Origin of the sequence: Pseudomonas sp. Sample_24 (assembly GCF_004307605.1) — a bacterium.
In the GTDB taxonomy this organism is placed as follows: Bacteria; Pseudomonadota; Gammaproteobacteria; order Pseudomonadales; family Pseudomonadaceae; genus Aquipseudomonas.
On sequence record NZ_RCNW01000490.1, the window covers coordinates 1 to 23,411 of the forward strand.

The 23,411-nt window shown below is 58.1% G+C and carries 29 protein-coding genes; 11 read left to right on the forward strand and 18 right to left on the reverse strand.

The window, feature by feature from the left end; genetic code table 11:
- Both D8V06_RS28515 and coxB read right to left on the reverse strand, forming a co-directional pair.
- On the reverse strand, positions 1–268 hold a 268-nt coding region (locus tag D8V06_RS28515; protein WP_177434505.1), incomplete at its 3' end, for a cbb3-type cytochrome c oxidase subunit I.
- A gap of 82 nt (positions 269–350) precedes the next feature.
- A complete protein-coding gene (coxB, locus tag D8V06_RS28520) occupies positions 351–1,478 on the reverse strand; it encodes a cytochrome c oxidase subunit II (RefSeq protein ID WP_130905137.1) in 1,128 nt (375 codons plus the stop codon).
- A 371-nt stretch (positions 1,479–1,849) separates the two neighbouring features.
- Between coxB and D8V06_RS28525 the strand changes: the two genes are divergently transcribed.
- Positions 1,850–2,500 (forward strand): hypothetical protein, encoded by a 651-nt coding sequence (locus tag D8V06_RS28525; RefSeq protein ID WP_130932286.1) that lies wholly within the window; start codon positions 1,850–1,852, stop codon positions 2,498–2,500.
- Positions 2,501–2,600: 100 nt separating this feature from the next.
- On the opposite strand, the gene D8V06_RS28530 is transcribed toward D8V06_RS28525, so the two are convergent.
- From D8V06_RS28530 to D8V06_RS28540, 3 genes are all read right to left on the reverse strand, one after another.
- On the reverse strand, positions 2,601–4,127 hold the full coding sequence (locus D8V06_RS28530; RefSeq protein ID WP_130906702.1) for a SulP family inorganic anion transporter: 1,527 nt from the start codon (positions 4,125–4,127) through the stop codon (positions 2,601–2,603).
- A gap of 88 nt (positions 4,128–4,215) precedes the next feature.
- Positions 4,216–4,947 (reverse strand): carbonic anhydrase, encoded by a 732-nt coding sequence (locus tag D8V06_RS28535; RefSeq protein WP_056854464.1) that lies wholly within the window; start codon positions 4,945–4,947, stop codon positions 4,216–4,218.
- A gap of 242 nt (positions 4,948–5,189) precedes the next feature.
- A complete protein-coding gene (locus D8V06_RS28540; RefSeq protein ID WP_056854465.1) occupies positions 5,190–6,248 on the reverse strand; it encodes a PA0069 family radical SAM protein in 1,059 nt (352 codons plus the stop codon).
- 221 nt (positions 6,249–6,469) lie between these two features.
- Here D8V06_RS28540 and D8V06_RS28545 point away from each other — a divergent pair, with 221 nt between their 5' ends.
- On the forward strand, positions 6,470–6,772 hold the full coding sequence (locus D8V06_RS28545) for a hypothetical protein (protein ID WP_130905139.1): 303 nt from the start codon (positions 6,470–6,472) through the stop codon (positions 6,770–6,772).
- Between the two features lie 103 nt (positions 6,773–6,875).
- Positions 6,876–7,520, forward strand: a complete 645-nt coding sequence (locus D8V06_RS28550) for a tyrosine-protein phosphatase (RefSeq protein ID WP_056854467.1) — start codon at positions 6,876–6,878, stop codon at positions 7,518–7,520.
- Positions 7,521–7,566: 46 nt separating this feature from the next.
- Here the strand turns inward: D8V06_RS28550 and D8V06_RS28555 are convergent, their stop codons facing one another.
- Positions 7,567–7,854 carry a YheV family putative zinc ribbon protein gene (locus D8V06_RS28555; RefSeq protein ID WP_056854468.1) on the reverse strand — a complete coding sequence of 96 codons (288 nt, stop codon included), beginning with the start codon at positions 7,852–7,854 and terminating at the stop codon, positions 7,567–7,569.
- Positions 7,851–9,902 carry an oligopeptidase A gene (gene prlC, locus D8V06_RS28560; RefSeq protein WP_130932287.1) on the reverse strand — a complete coding sequence of 684 codons (2,052 nt, stop codon included), beginning with the start codon at positions 9,900–9,902 and terminating at the stop codon, positions 7,851–7,853. Before prlC ends, D8V06_RS28555 begins: the two co-directional genes overlap by 4 nt.
- An 89-nt stretch (positions 9,903–9,991) precedes the next feature.
- Here prlC and D8V06_RS28565 point away from each other — a divergent pair, with 89 nt between their 5' ends.
- Together D8V06_RS28565 and D8V06_RS28570 are read left to right on the forward strand one after the other, a co-directional pair.
- Positions 9,992–10,537 (forward strand): gamma carbonic anhydrase family protein, encoded by a 546-nt coding sequence (locus D8V06_RS28565; protein WP_056854469.1) that lies wholly within the window; start codon positions 9,992–9,994, stop codon positions 10,535–10,537.
- 44 nt (positions 10,538–10,581) lie between these two features.
- Entirely contained in the window at positions 10,582–11,232 is a 651-nt protein-coding gene (locus tag D8V06_RS28570) for an HAD family hydrolase (protein WP_056854470.1), read from the forward strand.
- 109 nt (positions 11,233–11,341) lie between these two features.
- On the opposite strand, the gene D8V06_RS28575 is transcribed toward D8V06_RS28570, so the two are convergent.
- Entirely contained in the window at positions 11,342–12,433 is a 1,092-nt protein-coding gene (locus D8V06_RS28575) for an aminopeptidase (RefSeq protein WP_130932288.1), read from the reverse strand.
- A gap of 58 nt (positions 12,434–12,491) precedes the next feature.
- On the opposite strand from D8V06_RS28575, the gene D8V06_RS28580 reads away from it, so the two are divergent.
- Together D8V06_RS28580 and D8V06_RS28585 are read left to right on the forward strand one after the other, a co-directional pair.
- A complete protein-coding gene (locus tag D8V06_RS28580) occupies positions 12,492–12,914 on the forward strand; it encodes a hypothetical protein (protein ID WP_130932289.1) in 423 nt (140 codons plus the stop codon).
- A gap of 40 nt (positions 12,915–12,954) precedes the next feature.
- Positions 12,955–13,374, forward strand: a complete 420-nt coding sequence (locus D8V06_RS28585; RefSeq protein ID WP_056854473.1) for a hypothetical protein — start codon at positions 12,955–12,957, stop codon at positions 13,372–13,374.
- Positions 13,375–13,380: 6 nt separating this feature from the next.
- On the opposite strand, the gene D8V06_RS28590 is transcribed toward D8V06_RS28585, so the two are convergent.
- Positions 13,381–13,614 (reverse strand): DUF1161 domain-containing protein, encoded by a 234-nt coding sequence (locus tag D8V06_RS28590; RefSeq protein ID WP_056854474.1) that lies wholly within the window; start codon positions 13,612–13,614, stop codon positions 13,381–13,383.
- Positions 13,615–13,794: 180 nt separating this feature from the next.
- Complete coding sequence (locus D8V06_RS28595; RefSeq protein WP_056854475.1) at positions 13,795–14,226, reverse strand: OsmC family protein; 432 nt, start codon at positions 14,224–14,226, stop codon at positions 13,795–13,797.
- A gap of 240 nt (positions 14,227–14,466) precedes the next feature.
- Between D8V06_RS28595 and D8V06_RS28600 the strand changes: the two genes are divergently transcribed.
- On the forward strand, positions 14,467–15,468 hold the full coding sequence (locus tag D8V06_RS28600) for an LLM class flavin-dependent oxidoreductase (RefSeq protein WP_130932290.1): 1,002 nt from the start codon (positions 14,467–14,469) through the stop codon (positions 15,466–15,468).
- Positions 15,469–15,531: 63 nt separating this feature from the next.
- Here D8V06_RS28600 and D8V06_RS28605 read toward each other — a convergent pair whose 3' ends face one another.
- Positions 15,532–15,753, reverse strand: a complete 222-nt coding sequence (locus tag D8V06_RS28605) for a DUF1161 domain-containing protein (RefSeq protein ID WP_056854493.1) — start codon at positions 15,751–15,753, stop codon at positions 15,532–15,534.
- A gap of 119 nt (positions 15,754–15,872) precedes the next feature.
- Entirely contained in the window at positions 15,873–16,088 is a 216-nt protein-coding gene (locus D8V06_RS28610; protein WP_056854477.1) for a dodecin, read from the reverse strand.
- Positions 16,089–16,246: 158 nt separating this feature from the next.
- Between D8V06_RS28610 and D8V06_RS28615 the strand changes: the two genes are divergently transcribed.
- Positions 16,247–16,573, forward strand: coding sequence for a DUF883 family protein (locus D8V06_RS28615; RefSeq protein WP_056854478.1), 327 nt, complete (start codon positions 16,247–16,249; stop codon positions 16,571–16,573).
- Here D8V06_RS28615 and D8V06_RS28620 read toward each other — a convergent pair.
- Complete coding sequence (locus tag D8V06_RS28620; RefSeq protein WP_130905142.1) at positions 16,546–17,463, reverse strand: LysR family transcriptional regulator; 918 nt, start codon at positions 17,461–17,463, stop codon at positions 16,546–16,548. The two genes, D8V06_RS28615 and D8V06_RS28620, sit on opposite strands and share 28 nt — an antisense overlap.
- A gap of 124 nt (positions 17,464–17,587) precedes the next feature.
- Between D8V06_RS28620 and trpB the strand changes: the two genes are divergently transcribed.
- Both trpB and trpA read left to right on the forward strand, forming a co-directional pair.
- The gene (gene trpB / locus D8V06_RS28625) at positions 17,588–18,808 is read left to right on the forward strand and encodes a tryptophan synthase subunit beta (protein WP_056854480.1); all 1,221 of its coding nucleotides are present in this window, start codon (positions 17,588–17,590) and stop codon (positions 18,806–18,808) included.
- Positions 18,808–19,620: a tryptophan synthase subunit alpha gene (trpA, locus tag D8V06_RS28630; RefSeq protein ID WP_130906706.1), complete on the forward strand. Its 813-nt coding sequence runs from the start codon at positions 18,808–18,810 to the stop codon at positions 19,618–19,620. The genes trpB and trpA overlap by 1 nt, the downstream gene beginning before the upstream one ends.
- Positions 19,621–19,718: 98 nt before the next feature.
- Here the strand turns inward: trpA and D8V06_RS28635 are convergent, their stop codons facing one another.
- The 5 genes from D8V06_RS28635 to D8V06_RS28655 all read right to left on the reverse strand — a co-directional run bounded on the left by D8V06_RS28635 (position 19,719) and on the right by D8V06_RS28655 (position 23,349).
- Positions 19,719–21,680, reverse strand: coding sequence for a DUF4105 domain-containing protein (locus D8V06_RS28635; protein WP_056854482.1), 1,962 nt, complete (start codon positions 21,678–21,680; stop codon positions 19,719–19,721).
- A complete protein-coding gene (locus D8V06_RS28640) occupies positions 21,677–21,997 on the reverse strand; it encodes a DUF2388 domain-containing protein (RefSeq protein WP_056854483.1) in 321 nt (106 codons plus the stop codon). Before D8V06_RS28640 ends, D8V06_RS28635 begins: the two co-directional genes overlap by 4 nt.
- A gap of 28 nt (positions 21,998–22,025) precedes the next feature.
- Positions 22,026–22,343 (reverse strand): DUF2388 domain-containing protein, encoded by a 318-nt coding sequence (locus D8V06_RS28645; protein ID WP_130932291.1) that lies wholly within the window; start codon positions 22,341–22,343, stop codon positions 22,026–22,028.
- A gap of 107 nt (positions 22,344–22,450) precedes the next feature.
- Positions 22,451–22,768, reverse strand: coding sequence for a DUF2388 domain-containing protein (locus tag D8V06_RS28650; RefSeq protein ID WP_056854485.1), 318 nt, complete (start codon positions 22,766–22,768; stop codon positions 22,451–22,453).
- Positions 22,769–23,133: 365 nt separating this feature from the next.
- On the reverse strand, positions 23,134–23,349 hold the full coding sequence (locus tag D8V06_RS28655) for a DUF1127 domain-containing protein (RefSeq protein WP_007902752.1): 216 nt from the start codon (positions 23,347–23,349) through the stop codon (positions 23,134–23,136).
- Positions 23,350–23,411 lie beyond the last annotated feature (62 nt).

The following is a 23,411-nucleotide window of genomic DNA, read 5'->3' on the forward strand; positions in this document are numbered from 1 at the left end:
GCATCACCGCACCGAAGACCATCACCAGGCCGTGCATGGTGGTCATCTGGTTGAAAAATTCCGGCTGGACGATTTGCAGGCCTGGCTGGAACAGCTCGGCGCGAATCACCATCGCGAACGAGCCGCCGAGCAGGAACATGGAAAACGCAAACCACAGGTACAGCGTACCGATGTCCTTGTGGTTGGTGGTCAGCACCCAACGCATCAGGCCTTTGGCGGGGCCGTGGGCGTGGTCGGCATGACCGTGGTCATCGATTACGGCGCTCATGGCCTGTCTCCTTTAACCGGATGGGCTGGGCAGGCCGGGGCGCACTGCCCCGACCGGTTCCTGAGGTGAGCAATGGACCGGGTCATTTGCTTTCCGCCTGTTTCAGCTCAAGCACTTCTTTCGGCGTGACCATATCGCCCTTGTTGTTGCCCCAGGCGTTGCGTTCGTAGGTCACGACCGCCGCGATATCGACTTCCGACAGTTGCTTGCCGAAGGCCGCCATGGACGTGCCGGGCTTGCCGTGGAAGACAATGTTCAGGTGATCCTTGATCGGGCCGGTGGCGATTTTCGAGCCCTTGAGGGCCGGGAACATCGGCGGCAACCCCTGACCCTCAGCCTGGTGACAGGCCACGCAAGTGGTGTGATAGACCTTGTCGCCACGCTCCTTGAGCTCGTCGAGGGTCCATTCCTTGCTGGTCAGTTCCTTGAGTTGCGCAGCTTCCGCCTTGCGCTCGCCCAGCCATTTCTCGTAATCGGCCTTTTCCTTGACCTCGACCACGATCGGCATGAACCCGTGGTCCTTGCCGCACAGCTCGGCGCATTGGCCACGGTAGATGCCGGGTTTTTCGATGCGCGTCCAGGCTTCGTTGACGAACCCCGGGATCGCATCGCGCTTGACCGCAAAGGCCGGCACCCACCATGAGTGGATCACGTCGGCGGACGTCACGAGGAAGCGCACCTTGGCGCCGATCGGCAGCACCAATGGCTTGTCGACCTCAAGCAAATAGTGCTCGCTCTTGGCTTCCTTGTTGTGGATCTGGTCGGCGGGGGTGGCCAGGTTGCTGAAGAACTCGACGTCCTGGCCCAGGTATTTGTAATGCCATTTCCATTGATAGCCGGTGACCTGGATATCGATATCCGGCTCACTGGCGTCGTACATCTTGATCAGGGTCGCCGTCGCGGGAACCGCCATGGCCACAAGGATGATGAAGGGCACGATGGTCCACAGAATTTCGACGGTGGTGCTTTCATGAAACTTGGCCGCCACCTGCCCTGTCGAGCGGCGGTGCAGGATCATCGACCAGAACATCGCACCAAAGACGATGATGCCGATCACCACACAGATCCAGAAAATGGTCATGTGCAGGTCAAACACAGCGTGACTGATTTCAGTCGCTCCAGGCGCCATATTCACAGTCCAGGCCGCTTGCGCCTGACTGAAAATCGACCACAACAGGAGGCCCATCCAGACATGTGGATGTCGCATCATTGCGGGTTCCCCTTATCGTTCTTGTTATCCCGCCGGCTTTCACCTGCGGCAAGGGAGCGGCTGCATCAGACTACGAACTTGAATTGCCGAGCCTTGCTGCGTGTGCAGTCGGGCGTCATCAGCTAACTCCATTCCAACCCGAGTATAGACAGCGACTCTCACCTCGCAATGCCAAGGCGTAAATCATCTGAAACAGCATTAACTTGCGTTGCGGGGCACGAATGGAGAAGGATGCAGACGAGTGGTGGCGAACCGATATAACGCGGGCGTCTCAAGGATGAAATAATTATGACAAATGCGTCTTAGCATTTTTCGTAAGCCAGCTAAGTTATGTCTTCCCTATTTCATTGCCTTTGTTTCCTGGAGTTTTCATGAACACCGCCGCATTGCGCGAGCAGATCCAAAAAGCCCAACAACACGAAGCCGAGACCGGCCTGCTGACGCGTCAGCTGGAAAGCAAACTGCCTCATCTACACCCGGCGATCCAGTTGCCGGAGACCGATACCAACGGCGTACTCACGCGTTTTGTCGCCGCTTATATCGAAGAAGTGCCCGATCTGCTGGATGCAGCCAATGAAGTCGCAAGGGAAGCGGGCATCGAGTCACAGATCAAACCGGTATTGAAAATCGCCGAGCAGTACTTCATCCAGCCACCGGCAATCATGGCCGGGCACGTCGGGCTCGACAGCCTGCTGGACGAAGCCTATTTGGCCCACCGGTTTGTCGAAGAGGTCAACGACCTGTATATCAAGCACTTTGGCCAGCCACTGATCCCATTGGACATGACGGTCGCCAACCTGATTGCCCACCAGTTGATCGGTGAGGATTTTGCCAACCAACTGGATGAGGCAGTCCACCACGCCGTAGACGAAATGCTCAACGATGACAGCTTTGCGCTGGAGTCGGTGGAAGCCTACCGCGAGAAGCTCAACAGTCCGGATACCGGTGCTGCGTGGAAGCGCTGGCCGTGCATGTCGCGCCGTTTGGGGGTAGGCCTGGAGCTGGATCAACCCGTCGCCTGACTCCACCCCTGTAGGAGCCGGCTTGCTGGCGATCCAGACGACACGGTCTGCATGACACACCTTGTCGCCTGAATCGCCAGCAAGCCGGCTCCTACAAGGTTTAGGTGGTGGAGCCTACGCCAGCGTTGGTCCGAACCCGCCCTTCAAGCCTGCGCTTCAACCCCCGCGACTCAATCAACAGCTTCGAACCTTTGGCTGCATTCGCCCGACCCCATTCTTCCAGCAGTTCCAGGCATGAGTGATCGATGTAGCTCAGGTTATTGAGCGGCACGTGCACTGTCGCACCTGCGGGAATGGTCGCCAGTACCTTGGTCAGCGCCGGCACTTTGAGAAAAGTCGCCGCGCCTGTCAGGCGCAATTCCATTTCTCCTGCCTCGGGCAGATCGATCAGGCTGATTTTCAACCGTGAAGCCTTCAATGCCAGCTTCACCAGCGTCAGGCCGAAGCCGATCAATACGCCGGTCAGCAAGTCAGTGAAAACGATGGCTAATGCGGTGGCGGCATAGGTGAACATCGGCATCCGGCCGTAGCGCCCCAGACCGCGGAAAGCCTTGAGATCCACAAGCTTGAAGCCGGTATAAACCAGCACACCCGCCAGGCTAGCCACCGGAATGCTTTGCAACACGCTCGACAACAGCAAAACGAACGCCAGCAGCCACAGGCCGTGGAAAATCGTCGAGTAACGCGTGGTAGCGCCGGCCTGGACGTTGGCAGAGCTGCGCACGATCACGCCCGTCATCGGCAGTGCGCCGAGCAGCCCGCAGAGCATGTTGCCGACGCCTTGCGCCGACAGTTCCCGGTCGAAGTCCGAGCGCTGGCCGCTGTGCATCCGGTCTACTGCGGCAGCCGACAGCAGGGTTTCGGCACTGGCGATGAAAGCCACTGCAAAGGCAGCGATGAGCAGGGCAGGGTCTGCCAGATTGAGCAAATCTGCCGGTCGCAGCCAATCAATGGCTTCAGCCAGATTGGCCGGAACCTCCACCCGTTTGACCTGCAACGACATGAGCAGACTGGCGGTAGTGGCGAGACCCACACCGAGCAAGGCGCCAGGTATGAAACGCAGGGAATGCGGACGCAGCTTTTCCCATAGCCACATCACGGCGATGGTCGATAACCCGAGCAGGCCGGCCTGCCAGCCAACGGATGGCAAAGCCTGGGCGACTGCGGTGGGAAAGCTCGCGAGGTTATCCAGCCCTGACGGCTTTGGCGCCGCATCGAGCATCACGTGCACCTGTGAGAGGACGATCAGCACACCGATCCCGGCAAGCATGCCGTACACGACGGCAGGCGCTGTCACGCGGAACCAGCAGCCCAGTTTCAAACGGCCGGCCACCAATTGCAGAAAACCTGCGAGCAGTAATATCGGCCCGAGCATGGTCACGCCATGCTGACGTACCAGTTCGAATACCAGTACCGCCAGACCGGCGGCGGGACCGCTTACTTGCAAGGGCGAACCGGCCAGCCAACCAACGACCAGGCCACCAATGATCCCGGTGATCAGGCCTTTGGCCGGAGGTAAACCCGAAGCAATGGCAATGCCCATGCACAAGGGCAGGGCGACCAGAAAAACGACCACGGAAGCCAGCAGCTCCCTTGGTAAAACATTTTTGAATTGCGCAGCACGCATGGTGATTCTCCCGAAGTTTTCTTCAGGCATGGCGAAGCCAGGCTGCCTGATCGGCAGCCTCGACTGAACCATACGGATTTAGGAGGTTTTAGAAGCGCGCTTTGGGCGTCGCCACCGGAACGGGCAGGCTGCCATTGAGCGGCAGGAAACATCCCTGATCGGCGTCGTAGGCTTTGATTTCGCTGGTTTCGATGTTGTAGACCCAACCGTGGATAAACAACTGACCGTTAGCCATTCGCGAGGCCACCGATGGATGAGTGCGCAAATGCTGCAATTGGGCGATGACATTCTCTTCGGTGAGGATGTGCATGCTTTCGCTTTCATTCGCGCAGTTGCAGTTGTCCTGGACCATGGTCTTCGCCACTTCGGCATGCCGCAGCCAGGCTTTGACCGTAGGCATTTTTTCCAGGCTCTGGGGGTTGAGCACCGCTCGCATCGCGCCGCAGTCGGAGTGCCCGCAGATGATGATGTGGTGCACGCCGAGGGCCAGCACCGCGTACTCGATCGCCGTGGAGACACCGCCGTTCATCTGTCCGTAAGGCGGTACGACGTTGCCGACGTTACGCGTCACGAACAGGTCGCCGGGGGCGCTTTGGGTGATCAGTTCAGGAACGATGCGCGAATCGGCGCAGGCGATGAACATGGCTCGGGGGCGTTGAGCCGTGGCGAGTTTCTTGAAGAGCTCTTCCTGTTGCGGAAAGATCTCATGATGGAAATGCAAAAAGCCGTCAACGATATGCTGCAGCGCTGCATCGGCGGTTTCCGCCTCGGGTTGGGTGGAAGCCGACGCAGCCAACGGCTGTTTATCCTTGTCACTCATGATTCATCCTCTTTGGCGGAGTCAGGGAGTTTTCCGTGAAGTCCGGTGTGAAGCCAGTGGCTGTATAAAAAACATCCAGGTCGAAGGCCTCGACCCGTCAGTCACTCGATGAACAAGGTAGCGGCCGAATCTTAACTCAAACTGAATAAAGCGCTCTAGAACGTGTGTTCCAGGTCACAAAAAACGTGACCAGCTTAATCTTCGAGCGCGTTCTTCAGTACTCAACCATAGGCCAATTGTCCTCAAATCAGTGACATTTGGCGACCCGGCGGACAAAAGGCGTCGCAGTCCAGGTTGAAGCCTTCCCGATGATTAAGCCCCAGGCGCTTGATGGTCTTGGCAAAGCGCTGCGCCAGCAAATCGGCAAACGGTCCTTCTCCGCGCATTCGTGCGCCAAAGCGGCTGTCGTAAAGCTCACCGCCACGACTCTGGCGTATCAGGCTCAACACATGCGCCGCCCGTTGCGGATAGTGGGCGGCCAGCCATTGCTCGAACAGCGGCGCCACTTCCAGCGGCAGGCGCAACATCATGTAGGCAGCGCTTTGCGCCCCGGCCGCCTGGGCTTCAGTGAGCAGGCTTTCGAGTTCGCTGTCGTTGATCATCGGAATCATCGGTGAACACAGCACACCCACCGGAATGCCCGCATCACGCATCACCCTGATTGCCCGCAGCCGGGCCTTCGGCGCCGCGGCGCGGGGTTCGAGGATGCGTTTGAGCTCGTCGTCAAGGGTAGTCAGGCTGATCATCACCGCCACCAGCCTTTGCTGTGCAAGTTCGGCCAGAAGGTCCAGATCGCGAAGAATCAGTGAACCTTTGGTGATGATGGTCACGGGATGGCGATAGCGCAGCAATACCTCGAGAGTCTGGCGGGTGATTTTGTACTCGCGCTCGATCGGCTGATACGGATCGGTGTTGGAACCGAGGTTGATCGGCGCACATTGATAGCCGCGCTTGGACAACTGCTGTTCCAGCACCTCCACTGCATTGGTCTTGGCGATCAACCGGGTCTCGAAATCCAGCCCCGGCGACATGTCCCAATAGGCGTGACTGGGGCGTGCGTAGCAATAAATGCAACCGTGTTCGCACCCACGATAAGGATTGATCGAGCGGTCGAAGGGCAGGTCTGGTGAGTTGTTGCGAGTGATGATGCTTTTCGCCGTCTCGATGCGCACTTCGGTGCCTTGAGTCACTGGCGCTTCCTGATGCCAGCCGTCGTCCTCGGCTACCGAGCGGCTCGGAGCAAAGCGATTGTGCGGGTTGGCCGCAGTGCCGCGACCGCGGGGAGGCAGGATGGTCGCCATCGAAGGTGTTCCTTGGTCTGTATATTCATACAGTATACGAGGTTGCCCCTATCAACCAGTACCGTTCAGCTTTTTACTAGGCTGGGCAGATCTTTCAAATAACGTGTCCGGCAACTGGTAAATTGAAGAAACATATAAGGCGTCGCTCGATTAAACGTTACCTTCTATATTCTTACCTCCAAGTAACACCCACTAAGCAAAATAAATAAAAGGATTTGTTTATGTCTTTCTTTAATCAGCGTGGCATCTTTCTACAACTCATGCGGCCGAGCCCTTCGGAGCCGAATACTCTTGTTTCGTTGCAACTTGCTCGTAAAGAGCTAAGTTGGGATGCGGAGAATCAACAACAAATCGAAACCTTGGTTGATTCGGTTTTTTTTACGGCCACGTCCAAAGACCTTGGCAACTCTTTCAGTATTGGAAACGTTAACAAGGATGTAGACCGCGACGGGGTCATTGGTGCAGGGGACAAGGCCAAGTTAGAGGCACTGGCCAAGGCTTATGCGGCGATTATCAATCCTTGATGCAAGGGTTCACGTTTCTTTGACAGATAGCTCACGGGTCTTTGACTGATCAGGATGCAAGCTTGACCTCAATGTCCAGCTTCCATCCTGACGGTCACCCAGCATGTTCTTTCTGCGTTTTATTTCGGTGATGTGTTTATCACTGGTCGTATTGCTTCACTTGGCACCGGTGTACGCCGATGATGCCGATTTGCGCCGTCCGGCAGAATGGGCACAACCGGTCGAAGTGCAATACAACCTGTTTAAAATGTCGCCGACGTTGTACCGCAGTGCATTACCCGACAGTGGAGCGCTGCGGTTATTGGAAAGACTCAAGGTCGCAACAGTCATCAGTTTTCTACCTGAGTCGGACGCAAACTGGTTATCCACGCCTGCAATCACTCAAGTACATCTGCCTTATCGAACCAACCACGTCGATGATGCCGACATACTCAAGGCATTACGGGCCATTCGAACTGCCGAAACCAATGGCCCGGTGCTGATGCACTGTAAACACGGCTCAGACCGAACCGGCCTGATCGCGGCCATGTATCGGGTGGTGGTGCAGGGATGGAGCAAGGAGGACGCGCTGAGCGAAATGACCCAGGGCGGCTTTGGAGACAGCACTCACTTCAAGGACGGCATCCGTTACATGATGCAGGCTGACGTGGACAAGCTTCGCACTGCATTGGCCAATGGCGATTGCAGCACGAGCCCGTTCGCGGCGTGTTCGATGAAAAACTGGTTCCAGTCCGCTCATCTTCAGTAACAACAACGCCTCCCACTGCATTGCGCATCGGGAGGCGTCTTTCTACTCAATGCTGCTCGTCAGGTTTCTTTTTCAGCTTCGGGTTCGGGAAAAACTGCACTGCCTGAACCTTGGTATCAGGTGCCTTCAGGGCAGACGTATTGACCCGGGTGCCCAGTTCCTTGGGCACCGACAAACCTTGTTCATTGAGCGTGTCCGAGTATCCGCAAGCCACGCATTCACGATGCGGCACGCTGTCTTCGTTCCACATCATCAACTTGTCCGGCTCACTGCAGGCCGGGCAAACCGCCCCGGCGATAAAGCGTCGTTTGGTAATCACGGGACCCTCACTCATGCTGCCGCGTCCTCACTCAGGCCGCTGTGGCGCAAGAGTGCGTCAATCGAAGGCTCGCGGCCACGGAAGTCGACGAACAACACCATCGGCTCCTGGGAACCCCCCCGCGCGAGAATCGCCTCGCGGAATGCGCGGCCAGTGTCGGCGTTGAGCACGCCTTCTTCCTCGAACTTCGAAAACGCATCAGCGGACAGCACTTCAGCCCATTTATAGCTGTAGTACCCCGCGGCGTAACCGCCAGCGAAGATGTGCGCAAAGCTGTTGGGGAAGCGATTGTAGGCTGGTGGGCGCATCACAGAAACCTCGTCCCGCACCCCTTCGAGCACTTGCAGCACACTGCGGCCGTCGCCGTGAGTCGCATGCAGTTCGAAGTCGAACAGTGAGAACTCCAGTTGGCGCACCATCATCAGGCCGGACTGGAAGTTCTTCGCCGCAAGCATTTTTTGCAGGAGGTCCTGCGGCAACGGCTCGCCGGTTTCGTAATGACCGGAAATCAGCGCCAGGCCTTCCGGCTCCCAGCACCAGTTTTCCATGAACTGGCTCGGCAACTCGACCGCGTCCCAGGCCACGCCGTTGATTCCGGACACGCCGGCGTGCTCGACCCGGGTCAGCAAGTGGTGCAGGCCATGGCCGAACTCGTGGAACAGCGTGGTGACTTCATCGTGGGTCAGCAGCGCAGGCTTGCCGCTGTCGGCCGGGGTGAAGTTGCACACCAGGTTGGCAACCGGGCTTTGCAGCACTCCGCCAGCGGTGCGGCGACGGTCCCGGGCGCCGTCCATCCAGGCCCCGCCGCGCTTGTTGGCGCGGGCGTAGAGGTCGAAGAAGAAGCGCCCGACGTGCAAGCCGTTTTCCTTGATTTCGAACAGGCGAACATCCGGGTGCCAGGTGTCGAAGCCTTTTTGTTCGGCGATCTCGATGCCGTAGAGGCGCTGAACGATGGCGAACAGACCGCCCAGTACTTTATCGATCGGGAAGTAGGCACGCAGCGCTTCCTGGGCAACGCTGTAGCGCTGTTCGCGGAGTTTTTCGCCGTAGAAACCGCTGTCCCAGCTTTGCAGATCCGCGCAGCCCTGCTCCGCGGCGTAAGCCTTGAGCTGTTGCAGGTCCTGGGCGGCGAACGGCTTGCTGCGTTGGGCCAGATCGCGCAGGAAGCTCAGCACCTGGTCGCTGGACTCGGCCATTTTGGTGGCCAGGCTCAATTCCGAGAAACTGCCGAAGCCCAGGAGTTTTGCCAGTTCCTGACGCAGGTCGAGGATTTCTTCCATCACCGGACCGTTATCGTTCTGCCCGGCATTCGGGCCTTGATCCGACGCACGGGTGCAGTAGGCGGCGTAGACTTCTTCACGCAGCGCACGGTTGTGGGCGTAGGTCATCACCGCGTAGTAGCTTGGGAACTCCAGAGTGATCAGCCAGCCATCCAGTTCTTTGGCTTGTGCCGCGGCGGCCATTTGCGCCTTGGCCGAATCGGTCAGGCCGGCGAGGGCGGCTTCATCGGTGATGTGCTTGGTCCAGGCCTGGGTTGCGTCGAGCAACTGGTTGGAGAAGCGGCTGCCCAACTCGGACAGTTTGCTCTGCACTTCGGCATAGCGCTTCTGCTGCGCTTCCGGCAGGTCGATACCCGACAGACGGAAGTCGCGCAGGGCGTGTTCCAGGATGGTTTTTTGCGCAACGTCGAAACCGGCGGCTTCCGGGCTGTTGGCCAAGGCTTCATAGGCCTGGAACAGTTCACGGTTCTGGCCCATTTCAGTCGAGTAAGCGCTCAATGCCGGCAGGCATGACTCGTAGGCTTCGCGCAGTTCGGCGCTGTTGCACACGGCGTTCAAGTGGCTGACCGGGCTCCAGGCGGCGCCCAGGCGGTCGTTGAGTTCATCCATCGCCAGCACCAGGCCGGCCCAGGTCGGTTGTTTGCCCTGGGTCTTGAGGATCTCGATAATGGCGGCACGGTTATCCGCCAGGATCTGTTCAATGGCCGGTTGCACATGCTCGGCACGGATCGCGGAGAACGGCGGCAGGTCGTAGGACTGCAAAAGAGGGTTGTTCACGCTCACGGTTGGCACCTTGGCTGGAAGAAACATGCAGCCATCTTAATTACAATCGACGTTCACCGCAGCTATCAGCAACAGAGAGAAACCCTATCGTGAATCTTCGCAAATACCAGAACCACACGCCGTTGCTGGGTAAAGGCGCCTTTGTCGACCGCTCGGCGGTGGTGATCGGCGACGTAGAAATCGGCGAGGACAGCTCGGTATGGCCGTTGACGGTGATCCGCGGCGACATGCACCGCATCCGCATCGGTGCGCGCACCAGCGTGCAGGATGGCTGCGTGCTGCACATCACCCATGCCGGGCCGTTCAACCCCGACGGTTTCCCGTTGCTGATCGGCGATGACGTGACGATTGCCCACAAAGTCATGTTGCACGGGTGCAGCGTGGGCAGCCGGGTGTTGATCGGCATGGGCAGCATCGTGATGGACGGCGCGGTGGTTGCCGACGATGTGATCATTGGTGCCGGCAGCCTCGTACCACCGGGCAAACGCCTGGAAAGCGGCTTTTTGTATGTGGGCAGTCCGGTGAAGCAGGTAAGACCGCTGACTGACAAGGAACAAGCCTTTTTCACTTATAGCGCGGCGAACTACGTGAAACTCAAGGATCTGCATCTAGCCGAAGGCTACGACCAAAACTAAGCCCCTGATAACGAAAAGCGCCTCGCCATTGCCCAGGAATTTTCATGCATTACCAAACCGTTTTATTCGACCTCGACGGCACGCTGACTGATCCGCGCGAGGGCATTACACGTTCGATCCAATTTGCCTTGAGTAAGCTCGGCATCGATGAGCCCGACCTGACCCGGCTCGAACACTTCATTGGTCCGCCGTTGTTGCAGGCGTTCATGCAGTTCTATGGGTTTGATGAGCCAAAGGCCTGGGAAGCGGTGAATTTCTACCGGGAGCGTTTCAAAGTCACCGGCTTGTACGAAAACCGTGTATTTGATGGCGTCACCCCGCTTCTGGAAACCCTTGGAGGCCAAGGGCGACAGCTTTACATCGCCACCTCCAAGCCGTGGGTGTTCGCCCGTGAAATCGCCCGGCATTTCGACTTCGCCAAACATTTCAAAGTGATTTACGGCAGTGAGCTCGATGGCACCCGGACCAATAAGGTCGAGCTGATCGCGCACTTGGTAGCCGAGGAAGGCCTGGACCCGGCCAATACGCTGATGATCGGCGACCGCAAGCACGACCTGATTGGCGCACGCAGCAATGGCCTGGACGCCGCGGCGGTGGGGTACGGATTTGGCAGTCGGGAAGAGCTGAGCGCTGAAGCGCCGGCCTATCATTTTGAAACGCTGGACGAGATGCACCAGGCGTTTTTGCGCGGCTAATGAAGTCGCCATCGCGGGCAAGCCTTGCTCCTACAGAGTTGTTGTCGTTCATGGATTTTTCACTCGACGCAAATTCGTAGGAGCAAGGCTTGCCCGCGATGACGTCGGTTCAACCTCCAGAGATTTTTGAGCCCGCCAATGTTTTCAACGCCGCTTTACGTTTTTCCAGCGGCAACGCCCCCAGCTCTTCCGCCGCCATATAAAACGCCACCCAATCCCCACCCGCCTGCTTGAATAACGCTGCAAACGCCCGCACCCACTGGTCATAGAGCCCAAACGGCAACAGCCGCGCGTTGTTCATCGGGGCATTGATCCATGCGTCATAGCGTTTATCCCCGGCCCATTGGCTGTCGCGCAATTGGCGGTACTCGTCGCGCATGCGTTCGAACTCCGCCGCTTTGCGCTGACGCATTTGCTCCGGCGGCAAGTGCTGGGCGTACAGGTTTTCAAGGCGGCTGCGGGTGTCCAGAACCAGCTCAATGAATTGAGCCCGTTGCCGTGCCTGCGCTCCGCTTTCAGGCGGCAGGCGACGGTAGGCACGCCATTGGCGGGTGCCCTCCTGTTCGACGAAGGTGGCGAATGACTCGTTGAACTCCGTGTCGTCCTTCACGTACACGCGTTGATGCGCCAGTTCGTGAAAGATCAGCGTGGCCAGGCGTTCGTCGCCCCAGCCCATCATCGAACTCATGATCGGATCATTGAACCAGCCCAGTGTCGAGTACGCCTCGACGCCGCCGATGGATACGTCCAGGCCTTGCAGGCGCTGCAACGCCGCCTCACCGCGAGCGGCACTCTGGCTGTAATAGCCGCGATACGCCACGCACCCGGCAATCGGGAAGCAGTGATTTTGCGGTTTCAGGGAAAATTCCGGCGTGGCAAATACGTTCCAGACTACATAAGGGCGACCAATGTCAGCGTACAAGCGGTAACTCTGGTTATCCGGCAGGTGCAACTGTCGGCTGGCGAACGTCCGGGCCTTTTGCGATTCGGCCAGATGCGCACGCAGTTTCTGATCTCGCTGAGAGTCGGCAATGACACTGGAAACCGGCTCCCGTGCCCGCAGCAACTGCATCTGACCGCTGGCCAGTTGGCTGTAGTAACTGATGCTGGAACAACCGTTGAGCAACAAAAATAACGCACCCGGAAACAAAACGCGTAAAACGCGATCAAGTAACCCAAGGCTTGGACGCGGCCTGATCAAAATAAAAATCTCTGGAGAGTCTGCTCGCAAGACTATCCCGCTTGACTGGAGCTCCGCTATGCGCAAGTTGATGCTGACGGGAGGCCTGCTGATGCTGGCCGGTTGTGCCGGGTTCGGGTTACCTCACCATGATCCGACGCAGGCATGGATCGATCTGGAGTCGCATCAGGAAGACACGGCACTGCTGGCGATGGAGGTGGACAACAAGGCGGCCACCGACAAGCGTTACTTCGAGGTGCAGCCGGGCAGTCATGAGTTGACGGTTCGCTATCAGTTTCCGGTGCAGCCCACCAACATCGGCCCCGATGCCGAGCCGCTGTGGCGTGATTGTCAGATGAACGTGAAATTCAGCGGTTTCAATGCCGGTGAGCGCTATCAACTGCAAGCGGGGAACATTGGCTTCCGCCCGTGGGCCAAACTTTACGATCAGCAGCGAAAAGTCATCGGTCAAGGCACACCGGCTGGCTGCCAACGCACCTGATCAGCGCTATCCTGAGTATCCAGACATCGGGATATTCATCATGCGCAGGTTATTGCTGTTACTGACCGCAAGTGCGGTGGCCGGTTGTTCGACACCGATGCCGGCAGCTAATCCGCAAATGGCGTGGGTCGATTTCTCTACGCCATTTCCCAACGACAAATTGTTGATGGCCGAGCGTCTGGACAACCAGCGATTGCGTGATGGACGTTTTTTCCAGGTCACCCCGGGTAGTCATGAGTTGACTGTTCGCTTCGATTTCGAAGTGCCGGGTGGAAGTTCGGACCTAATGGATGGTGGCACGGAACGGCTGTGCTACATGATCATCAAGTACGATCATTTCGAAGCCGGTCAGCGTTACCTGCTTCAGGCCCGCTCCATGGCGTTCACCCCGCAAGCACGCCTGTATAACGCCAAACATGAAATCGTTGCCGAAGAACGCCAGATCAACTGTGTTCCGTAGGGTCGGTCAGCGATCGTTCTTCTGGTAAATGATTTTCTTGGTGCCGTTCTCGCATGAGCCTACGACCATGTTCTGATCGTGCACTTCGTCGTTGGCCACGATCTCCAGGGTGTAGGACGTAACGCCACTTGCCTGGATCTTGGCTTCGATTTCGGCCTTGAGTTCTTCACAGGGCTTGGGTGCGGCAAAGGCCGATGTGGCCAACGCGCAACAGATAACGGCCAAGGCAAAACGTTTCATGGTTGAAGCTCCTTTTGAGGCAGCACGCATATCCGTGCGTTTGGGCTGCTGTCATTAATTCGACCACAGTTTTGCAAGCCTTGTTTGTTTCAAGGCAAAAAAGATCGCAGCCTTCGGCAGCTCCACAGATTCACGTTGACCCTGTAGGGGCTGCCTGAGGCTGCGATCTTTAATCAGTGTTCAACTGACCAGCGTGGCTTCCAGGGTGATCCTGGCATTCAGCACTTTGGAAACCGGGCATCCTTCCTTGGCCTTGTTGCTCAGCTCTTCGAACTGCGCCTGGCTGGCGCCGGGAATTTTCGCTTTGAGGATCAGTTTCACGGCCGTGATCGCAAAACCGCCATCCACCTGGTCCAGCGTGACTTCGGCATTGGTATCAATACTGTCAGCCTTGAGGCCCGCGTCGCCGAGGATCATGGAAAATGCCATGGAAAAACAACCCGCGTGGGCGGCGCCGATCAGCTCTTCAGGGTTGGTGCCCTTGCCGCCTTCGAAGCGCGCCTTGAAGCCGTAGGGCGCTTCCCGAAGTACACCGGTTTCCGTGGAAATCGAGCCGATGCCGGTTTTCAGATCACCTTCCCAATGGGCTGATGCTTTCTTGATGATCGCCATGCTTGTCTCCTCCAGGATTCGGCACGAAGCGTCGTGCCTATTTGGTTTGGTTCGTCAGGGTTCTGAGGATAGACCTTGGCGCAAAGTTCATCTCATCTGATCTGTCCGCTTTTTTTGTACGAATTTTCCCCGTGCTATTGAAACTCGGGTATATGCCCTCATTGCATGAAACACGCTTTTGGATTCGGCAGGTTTTCGTTCGCGAGAAAAACCTGCGCCCTCAATTGGAGTAGCAGGTTTATGAAACGACTGTCCGATATCAAGTTCTCGACCCTCGATCTGGTGCCCGTGCGGGAAAACGGCAGCGCAGCGCAATCGCTGCGCAATTCGCTGGACCTGGCGCAACATGTGGAAAAATTCGGCTACCACCGTTTTTGGGTCGCCGAACATCACAACATGGATGGCATTGCCAGTTCCGCGACCTCGGTGCTGTTGGGTTATCTGGCGGGGGGCACATCGACCATCCGTGTCGGTTCGGGTGGGGTGATGCTGCCCAACCACGCGCCATTGGTGATTGCTGAACAATTCGGCACCTTGGAAAGCCTTTATCCAGGGCGGATCGACCTTGGCCTCGGGCGTGCGCCGGGCTCGGATCAGATGACCGCCCGCGCCCTGCGTCGTGAACGTTCCGGCAGTGCCGATGATTTTCCGGAAGATGTTGCGGAACTGGTGCGTTACCTCGGCCCTCGCACGCCGGACCAGCGCGTCATCGCGATGCCGGGCACCGGTACGAATGTTCCGATCTGGCTGCTGGGGTCCAGCCTGTTCAGTGCGCAACTGGCGGGCGAAAGAGGATTGCCTTACGCCTTTGCGTCACATTTCGCACCGCGCTTCATGCACGAGGCGATTCGCGTCTACCGCAATCACTTCACACCTTCCGCGGTCCTGGACAAGCCCTACGTGATGCTCGGCGTGCCGCTGGTGGCGGCTGACACCGATGAACAGGCTGACTATCTGGCCACCTCGGTGTTCCAGCGGATTCTCGCCCTGATGCGAGGCCAGAGCCTGGTCCAGCGCCCACCGGTGAAAACCATGGATGGCCTGTGGCTGCCCCATGAGCGAGAAGCGGTGAGCGATTTCCTCGGTCTGGCAATGATCGGCGGCCCGGAGAAAATCCGCGCCAGACTGGAAGTGTTGATCGAACAGACTCAGGCCGATGAGTTGATCTTTACCTGCGACCTGTATGAACATTCCGATCGTCTGCATTCCTACGAATTGTTGGCGCAAGTCATGAAAGGCTGATCTTCAGGCAGGCGTAAAAAGCCGACGTTTTGCGTCGGCTTTTTATTGTCTGAAGGAATCAGGCTATTTTTTGTAGACAATGACCTTGGTACCGCTTTCACAGGTGCCGACCACTTGCCCGCCGGCCTCGGTGCCTTTATCGACAATTTCCAGCGAATACCCGGAAACGCCCTTGGCATCCAGTTTTGCGGCGATTTCCGCTTTGAGCTCTTCGCATGACTTACCGGCGGCGAACACGGTGCCTGCAAGGCTCAATAATCCAATTGCCAAAATAAACTTCTTCATCAGTCGCATCCCCGGTCGGTTCAAAGGGGCGCCCAGCGTCGGCTGGACGCACTTATGTAGCGCTTTGCCATTCCCTATGGCAATCGGCCAGCGCGCAAGTTCAGAAGACGGGTCGACCCTCAGCTGCTGGCAATCCGGAATCCGACTTTCAGCGTCACCTGAAAGTGTGCAGCCTTGCCGTCCTGGATATGCCCACGGGTTTCGGTCACTTCAAACCATTCCATGTGTTTGATGCTTTTGGCCGCTTCAGCCAGGGCGTTGTTGATCGCATCTTCAATACTGCTCGTGGACGAGCCAACCAATTCGACTTTCTTGTAGGTGTGATGGTCAGACATGGGGTTCTCCTTTTGGGTGTGAAGTACAGCCTAGCAGTGAATTTGTGTCTTACTTCTGTCGCTCGATCCGACATGGAAGTTCAGATTTACTGCACTTTCTCGAACCGCTGAAGTCCCAACCAACACACGCCACTCATCAACAATGCAGGAGAGCCACCATGGCCAACAGCTCGTTACGTAAAGCCTCATTGCAAAGCATGGAAGCGGAGATCGAGAGTCTGCTCAAATCCTTGGAAAACCTGAAGGAAGACGCCTCGGACGAGTCGCGTAAAACCCTCAAGGTGCTCAAAGGCAACGCCGAGAACGCATTGCGGCATTCGCGCCATCTGCTCGCCGATGCCTATGAAGAGGTCAAGGTCAAAACCCGTGAGACAGGTATTGCAACCCGGGACTACGCCCAGGAACACCCTTGGACTACAGCGGGTGTTGCCGTCGGTGCACTGGGCCTGTTGGCGGCTTACTTGCTATGCAAACGCGGTGACTGATCCGTCTGGCGCAACTCATTCTTGAGCCAATGCGCCAGTTGCCGGGCGCGCCCGTCCGCGGCGCGCTTGGGTAGCCACAGCGCCAGATGTGCCGGGGTTTCGCTGAAACCCCATGGCGCTACCAAACGGCCGGCCTTCAAATCTTCAGCCACCAGCGGCTCCGGGGCAATCGCCACACCCAGCCCGGCCACGGCCGCTTCCAGCAAGTAATACAAATGTTCGAAACCCTGTCCGTACTTCAACGCCTTGGCGTCGAGGCCGCTTTGTTGCACCCAGCTGGGCCAGGCCTGCGGCCGGGAAGTGGTGTGCAGCAACGATTCATTGAGCAACGCGCTGGGCGGTGCCGTTTTCAGGCGCTCGAAGCCGGCGAACCGCGGGCTCATGACCGGGCCGATCCGCTCGCTGGTCAGTTCAAAGACCTGCATGTCCGCAGGCCAGGGCGGCTCGGCAAAAACCAGCAAGGCATCCAGGCCCGGGCGACGCGGATCGAGATCGCCTTCCCCGGCAGACAGGTGCAAACGCAGGTCAGGCAAGTCGGCATTCAATCGACCCAGGCGCGGAATGAACCAGCGTGCCAGGAGGCTCCCCGAACAACCCAGCACAAATGGCGCATCCGCCGTGCTTTGCGTGAGCTCGGCGCAAACCGTACGCAAGCGTTCGAAAGCTTCAGCACTGGCGTCGCGTAGCCGCATTCCGGCATCTGTGAGTTTAAGGCCGCGGCCATCCTTGACGAAAAGGCTGACGCCGAGGTGTTCTTCCAGCACCTTGAGCTGACGGCTGACTGCGCCGTGAGTTACGTGCAACTGCTCCGCTGCCTGACTGACACTGTTCAGCCGGGCAGTTGCCTCGAAGGCGCGCAGGGCATTGAGCGGGGGGAGGTCGTGGCTCATTTTATCTGTGAGTTTTCCTGACAGGTTATGGCGATCTTATCGGTTTTCAGTCGAGGACGTCAGGGGTAGAGTGGACCCCACTGTCTCTTTATGCCCCATTCACGCATTCAACTGGAGCGCCCAAATGACCCAGACCAATTTGCGCAACGGCCCTGATGCCAACGGCCTGTTTGGCGCGTTCGGCGGCCGTTACGTTGCCGAAACCCTGATGCCGTTGATCCTTGATCTGGCCCGCGAATACGAAGCGGCCAAGGAAGATCCGGCATTCAAAGAAGAATTGGCCTACTTCCAGCGCGATTACGTCGGTCGTCCAAGTCCTCTGTATTTCGCCGAACGCCTGACCGAGTTCTGCGGCGGTGCGAAGATTTACCTCAAGCGTGAAGAGCTGAACCACACCGGCGCGCACAAGATCAACAATTGCATCGGCCAGATCCTGCTGGCGCGGCGCATGGGCAAGAAACGCATCATCGCCGAAACCGGCGCTGGCATGCATGGTGTGGCGACTGCCACCGTGGCCGCGCGTTTTGGTCTCGATTGCGTGATCTACATGGGTACCACTGACATCGAACGTCAGCAGGCCAACGTATTTCGCATGAAGCTGCTGGGCGCCGAGGTGATTCCAGTCGTGGCCGGCACCGGCACTCTCAAGGACGCGATGAACGAAGCCTTGCGTGACTGGGTGACCAACGTCGACAGCACCTTCTACCTGATCGGCACCGTAGCCGGTCCGCACCCGTATCCAGCGATGGTTCGCGACTTCCAGGCCGTCATCGGCAAGGAAACCCGTGATCAACTGCAAGCCCAGGAAGGCCGTCTGCCGGACAGCCTGGTGGCGTGCATCGGCGGCGGCTCCAACGCCATGGGCTTGTTCCATCCGTTCCTCGACGACAAGAGCGTTGAAATCATCGGCGTTGAAGCCGCCGGTTACGGTATCGAAACCGGCAAGCACGCGGCCAGTCTCAATGGCGGCGTACCGGGTGTGCTGCACGGTAACCGCACGTTCCTGCTGCAGGACGAAGATGGCCAGATCATCGATGCCCACTCGATTTCCGCCGGCCTCGACTATCCGGGTATTGGTCCGGAACACGCCTGGTTGCATGACATCGGCCGCGTTCAGTACACCTCGGTGACTGATGACGAAGCCCTTGCGGCGTTCCATCAATGCTGCCGTCTGGAAGGGATCATTCCTGCCCTGGAAAGCGCCCATGCCCTGGCTGAAGTGTTCAAGCGCGCCCCGAACCTGCCGAAGGATCACCTGATGGTCGTCAACCTGTCCGGCCGTGGCGACAAAGACATGCAAACCGTGATGCACCACATGGAACAATCGAAGCAGGAGAAACACTGATGAGCCGCCTGCAAACACGTTTTGCCGAACTCAAGGAACAGAACCGTGCCGCGCTGGTGACCTTCGTCACCGCTGGCGACCCGAGCTACGACACCTCGTTGGCCATCCTCAAAGGCTTGCCGGCAGCCGGCGCTGACGTGATCGAACTGGGCATGCCCTTCACCGATCCGATGGCCGACGGCCCAGCGATCCAGCTCGCCAACATCCGTGCCCTGGGTGCCAGGCAGAACCTGGCGAAAACCCTGGAAATGGTTCGTGAATTCCGCAAGGACAACAACGAAACCCCGCTGGTGCTGATGGGCTACTTCAACCCCATCCACATGTACGGCGTGCCACGTTTCATCGCCGAAGCGAAAGAGGCCGGCGTCGATGGCTTGATCGTGGTCGACATGCCGCCTGAGCATAACGGCGAACTGTGCGACCCGGCGCAGGCTGCCGGCATCGACTTCATCCGCCTGACCACGCCGACCACCGATGACGTGCGTTTGCCAACGGTGCTCAATGGCAGCTCCGGCTTCGTGTACTACGTGTCCGTGGCCGGTGTGACCGGTGCTGGCGCCGCAACGCTGGAACATGTCGAAGAAGCGGTCGCTCGCCTGCGCCGTCATACCGATCTGCCGATCAGTATCGGTTTTGGCATTCGCACACCAGAACAAGCGGCGGCCATCGCGCGTCTGGCCGATGGTGTGGTGGTGGGGTCGGCGTTGATCGATCACATCGCCAATGCCACTACGCCGGACCAGGCAATCGATGGTGTATTGAGCCTGTGCTCGGCGCTGGCCGACGGCGTGCGCCAGGCACGCGTCAGCTGAGGGTGATTTCCCCGACGTACGGGAATCAACAAAAAGGCTTCAGAACTCGGTTCTGAAGCCTTTTTTTGTTGCGCGTCAGGGGAGGGGGAAGGCCTATATCAAGGCAACTCCAGCCCACCCGACGCCTTGTGCAATTTACGCAGATGCTCGCCAATTTGTTTCACGTTGGCCTCGTTGGCAGCCATTTCGGCTGCTCGGGACGGTTCGAGCAGCGCCCGTACTTCCTTGTCCAGATCCCCGGTCAAGGCTTGAAGCTGCTTTTGCCGCAGGCTGCTTTCCGACTCCAGGCGCTGCCATTCATTCGGCTGCGGCAAGCCGTATCCTCCGCTGCCGAGCAATTCGGCCGGTCGACTGAGGAAGCCGCTGTTATCGAGAATCTGCCTCAGCGTTGCATTAGCCTTGTCCATCCCGCCGTTTTTCAATTCTCGAGCGCCCAGGTAACGCTGTTTGACTTCGTCCTGAGCCAGCAACAACTGGCGCCGGAAGCTTGCTTGCTCGAGCAACAGAAGGGCCGCGCTGGTGCGCAGATCTGCCTGTTCGAACCACGTGCGGCGCTCTTCGGCCTTCAAGTCCAGCCAGTCTTCGACGGTTTCCTGTTTGACCGGCAGGCTTTTTTTCAGCACATCAAACATCGCTTGATAGCGATCCCGGAACGAGTCGAACCGATAGCCCAGGCGCAGTGCTTCGCGGGGATCGTCCAGCACACTGGTGTCCGCCAGCCCGCGCCCTTTCAGCACTTCCAGCAGGCCGTTGGGCATGATGTTGTCCAGAGCAACCAGTTTTGAATTGTTAGTGCCACTGCGCAGTAACTTCAGCTCCTCTACGGCGCAATTGTTGGAGAGGAAAAAGTAGTTGCCGTCGTAACTCCAGTGCATCTCGGCGGCGCGCTCAACCACACCTTCGATCTCGCTGCGCGAAAGGTCCAGCGGTACGGATGCCAGGCTGCGCAATTCAGTCTTGGTGTACTCGTCAATGACTTGAGCCAGCGGTAATACAAACAGACGTGACGGATATTTACCCACCAGACCGTCCCAGCTCGACAGCTGCACGTCGCCGACAAAGGCCCGATATGACAGCACCAGATGCTGGTCCAGATCCAACCGACAATCCGGCCCGCGTGGGCGTCCCGGTGCGCAGATCACCAGGCGCAACATGCTGTGGCCCCATCGACTGACCCAGTTCTGGTTAGCCTCGGCCAGCAAATAGTCGACGGCATAAACTCGCTCTGGATCGACCTGGCCCAGCGGGGTTTTGGCAAAATCATTGCCGGCATTCAGGAAAGCGAAGGTTTTACCGCAGTCGCTCTTGGCGGTGGGTGCCCATCCAAAGTGCTCTTTGTAATAGCGGTACAGCGCCGGACGACGGCAGGCATAACTCGGGTCAAGCAGGAAATACTCCATGTTGACCGCGACGAATTCCTTTGGGCTGCTGGTCTCGTAGATGTCCGGGCTGCGGGCAATCTGGCGGTTGTGCTGTTCACGCTCACCACGACGACCCACGTATTGCGGCCAACCGGCGAGATCAAGCAAGCGCGGATCGTCGCTGAGGGTAAAGCGGCGGCCAGACTGGCCTCGGCATTCATCTGGAATACCGACCAGCCCTGCGCTGCTGTCCTGGCGGGTACAGCGCTGAATCAGCGAACGCTGCGCCTGTGGCCACAAACGCGAGCGATCATAAATGTGGGTCAGTTCGTGCAGAACCGTGGCCAGCATTTCCCGACGCACTGTGCCGTGAGGACGATAGGTCTTCTTGGTGGCTGCGCTGCCATCGGTGAGGCTGGCCAGCAGATTGCGGTTCAAATCGAGCTCAGACACCGGGGACGCCTGGCCGTAGGCGTTGGCGGGCATGTCATCGGTCCAGCCGACGTCAATTCGACGGTCGAGTTGCTTGATGAAATGCGGCGGCAATGCCTGCATGGCTTCATCCAGCAATGCCTGGCTGGCCTGCTGCTGTGCGGGGCTCAGGCCTTCGGTCTTGAGATGCAGTTCGAGGTCGGCGTGGGCCATGTTGCCGAGCAGCAACATGACCCCGGCCAACAGCCAGGTGACTGGAGACCTCACAGTGCGAGGATGGCTTCAGCGAGATCCTGATCACTGGCGTCTCGGGCTTCCGGAACGCGGGTGCGCAACAAACTGAAAGCCGATTCCAGGTGCGCACCACGGATGTCTCCGTTACTGGCGACAAAGCTGGCGGCATCGTCTTGAGCTTCGCGGACGATTTTCGAGTCGCGAATGGACGTTGTTGTATCAGACGTGAAATCGAGTGTGCGCTGGGTCGCGCGGATAAGGATGTTACTGGTGGCAACCAGGGTATGGGCCTGTGCCACATCGGCCAACAACAGCAGGCCGAGGGTGGCGGCAATCAGCGGGTTACGCATGGAACGACTCCGGAGAAACTTGGGATAACTATTGGACGAGAATTGCCTGTGCCAGTTCAAGGTCGCTTGCATGAAGTTTTGGCTGGGTCCGGCGCAGGTAAGACAGGGCCGATTCCAGTTGTGCGCCTCTGAGTTGGCCATCACTGGCGATGAACGCCGCGGCATCATCCCGGGCGGCGAGCAGCAGTTTATGGTCGAAGGGCGCGGAGGTCACCATGCTTGTGGCGTAACCGCTGGCTACGGTGCCTTGCGTGGACAGGTTGAAGGCATCGAAAGCCTGGGCCGCGCCTGAGTAGCTGGCCGCAAAAAACAGTGTAGGGATTAACAGATATGAAAAAAAACGCATGAGACTCGACAGTTGAAAGTGAGTCTCAAGGCTAGCGCAAGGCCCGGTCTAGAGCCAGCGTCGAAATATCGGGACACGTCTGACGTGTCCCTCTTCAAAGCAGTCGCTTAGATCGTCAGGATCGCCTGTGCCAGTTGTGCGTCTGTCGCGTTGAGTTGTGGCGCCTGATGGCGAATGTGGTCGAGAGCGCTTTCCAGTTTTACGCCACGGATGGCGCCTTCACTGGCAACGAAGCTGGCAGCGTCGTCACGGGCCGCGAGTACAATTTTGTCGTCTCTAAAAGAAGACGTGACGTCGGATGTCGCGTCCGATGTGGCCTTGAGTGCACCAACGACGGCATCGGTGGTCACGATGAAGCTGGTGGCGTGGGAATTGGCAGCCACGGCAAGCAGGGCTGCAGCGCTAAGCAGACGAAGACGGGACATGGTGTAACTCCTTTTGATGGGCAATTTTAAGGTGGCGCTCTGTGCGGAGTCTGACGCCAGACGCTTGGCATTCGCCACTTATTGGTTTGATATTAGGCCTGTGCGCAACGATTCGCACAGTGTCGTTTGTTCGGGCCGGGGATATTGGCTGATTTGCGTGACGCTGATCAGGTTCTCTGAAGACATGAAATGCCAAAACTGTACTGGTTAGAATATCAATACTTAAAACTGTACCTATTTGAATCAGATGGCCGAAATTCTGGCTCCAAAACGACGAAACCCGTCGTGGTTTCCCACGACGGGTTTCGTTTTTTCAATTCGGGTTGCTGGCGATGGACCATCAGGTCAGGGCCAGCGACGCTAACTTAGCGCCAGAACGGCTTGCTCAGCTCTTCGTAGCGTTGTGCTTCGCTAATCCCGGCATCAGCCAGCAGACGCGAATCCAGACGAGCCAGTTGATGGCGGCTGGAGATGCGGCGCTGCCACAGCATCAGGTTGGCGATAACGCGCAGAGGCATGGAAGCCTGGGTTTTTGCAGCAGTGTCTTCGAAGAACAGTTCGGAACTGAGTGTACGTTCCATGGTTTTCATCCTTCCGCTTGTGGCGGGATTAGGTAGTGGTTTAACTGGTGCCCATGATCCTC

Excerpts from the sequence above, each read along its gene's own strand:
- D8V06_RS28530 (WP_130906702.1), bottom strand. The coding sequence starts at position 4,127 with ATGCGTGCTGCGCAATTCAAAAATGTTTTACCAAGGGAGCTGCTGGCT.
- D8V06_RS28545 (WP_130905139.1), top strand. The coding sequence starts at position 6,470 with ATGTCTTTCTTTAATCAGCGTGGCATCTTTCTACAACTCATGCGGCCG.
- D8V06_RS28570 (WP_056854470.1), top strand. The coding sequence starts at position 10,582 with ATGCATTACCAAACCGTTTTATTCGACCTCGACGGCACGCTGACTGAT.
- D8V06_RS28535 (WP_056854464.1), bottom strand. The coding sequence starts at position 4,947 with ATGAGTGACAAGGATAAACAGCCGTTGGCTGCGTCGGCTTCCACCCAA.
- D8V06_RS28555 (WP_056854468.1), bottom strand. The coding sequence starts at position 7,854 with ATGAGTGAGGGTCCCGTGATTACCAAACGACGCTTTATCGCCGGGGCG.
- trpB (WP_056854480.1), top strand. The coding sequence starts at position 17,588 with ATGACCCAGACCAATTTGCGCAACGGCCCTGATGCCAACGGCCTGTTT.
- D8V06_RS28650 (WP_056854485.1), bottom strand. The coding sequence starts at position 22,768 with ATGTCCCGTCTTCGTCTGCTTAGCGCTGCAGCCCTGCTTGCCGTGGCT.
- D8V06_RS28605 (WP_056854493.1), bottom strand. The coding sequence starts at position 15,753 with ATGAAGAAGTTTATTTTGGCAATTGGATTATTGAGCCTTGCAGGCACC.
- D8V06_RS28655 (WP_007902752.1), bottom strand. The coding sequence starts at position 23,349 with ATGGAACGTACACTCAGTTCCGAACTGTTCTTCGAAGACACTGCTGCA.
- D8V06_RS28525 (WP_130932286.1), top strand. The coding sequence starts at position 1,850 with ATGAACACCGCCGCATTGCGCGAGCAGATCCAAAAAGCCCAACAACAC.
- D8V06_RS28590 (WP_056854474.1), bottom strand. The coding sequence starts at position 13,614 with ATGAAACGTTTTGCCTTGGCCGTTATCTGTTGCGCGTTGGCCACATCG.
- D8V06_RS28645 (WP_130932291.1), bottom strand. The coding sequence starts at position 22,343 with ATGCGTTTTTTTTCATATCTGTTAATCCCTACACTGTTTTTTGCGGCC.
- D8V06_RS28595 (WP_056854475.1), bottom strand. The coding sequence starts at position 14,226 with ATGGCGATCATCAAGAAAGCATCAGCCCATTGGGAAGGTGATCTGAAA.
- D8V06_RS28620 (WP_130905142.1), bottom strand. The coding sequence starts at position 17,463 with ATGAGCCACGACCTCCCCCCGCTCAATGCCCTGCGCGCCTTCGAGGCA.
- D8V06_RS28550 (WP_056854467.1), top strand. The coding sequence starts at position 6,876 with ATGTTCTTTCTGCGTTTTATTTCGGTGATGTGTTTATCACTGGTCGTA.
- trpA (WP_130906706.1), top strand. The coding sequence starts at position 18,808 with ATGAGCCGCCTGCAAACACGTTTTGCCGAACTCAAGGAACAGAACCGT.
- D8V06_RS28615 (WP_056854478.1), top strand. The coding sequence starts at position 16,247 with ATGGCCAACAGCTCGTTACGTAAAGCCTCATTGCAAAGCATGGAAGCG.
- D8V06_RS28585 (WP_056854473.1), top strand. The coding sequence starts at position 12,955 with ATGCGCAGGTTATTGCTGTTACTGACCGCAAGTGCGGTGGCCGGTTGT.
- D8V06_RS28610 (WP_056854477.1), bottom strand. The coding sequence starts at position 16,088 with ATGTCTGACCATCACACCTACAAGAAAGTCGAATTGGTTGGCTCGTCC.
- D8V06_RS28600 (WP_130932290.1), top strand. The coding sequence starts at position 14,467 with ATGAAACGACTGTCCGATATCAAGTTCTCGACCCTCGATCTGGTGCCC.
- D8V06_RS28540 (WP_056854465.1), bottom strand. The coding sequence starts at position 6,248 with ATGGCGACCATCCTGCCTCCCCGCGGTCGCGGCACTGCGGCCAACCCG.
- D8V06_RS28640 (WP_056854483.1), bottom strand. The coding sequence starts at position 21,997 with ATGCGTAACCCGCTGATTGCCGCCACCCTCGGCCTGCTGTTGTTGGCC.
- coxB (WP_130905137.1), bottom strand. The coding sequence starts at position 1,478 with ATGATGCGACATCCACATGTCTGGATGGGCCTCCTGTTGTGGTCGATT.
- D8V06_RS28580 (WP_130932289.1), top strand. The coding sequence starts at position 12,492 with ATGCGCAAGTTGATGCTGACGGGAGGCCTGCTGATGCTGGCCGGTTGT.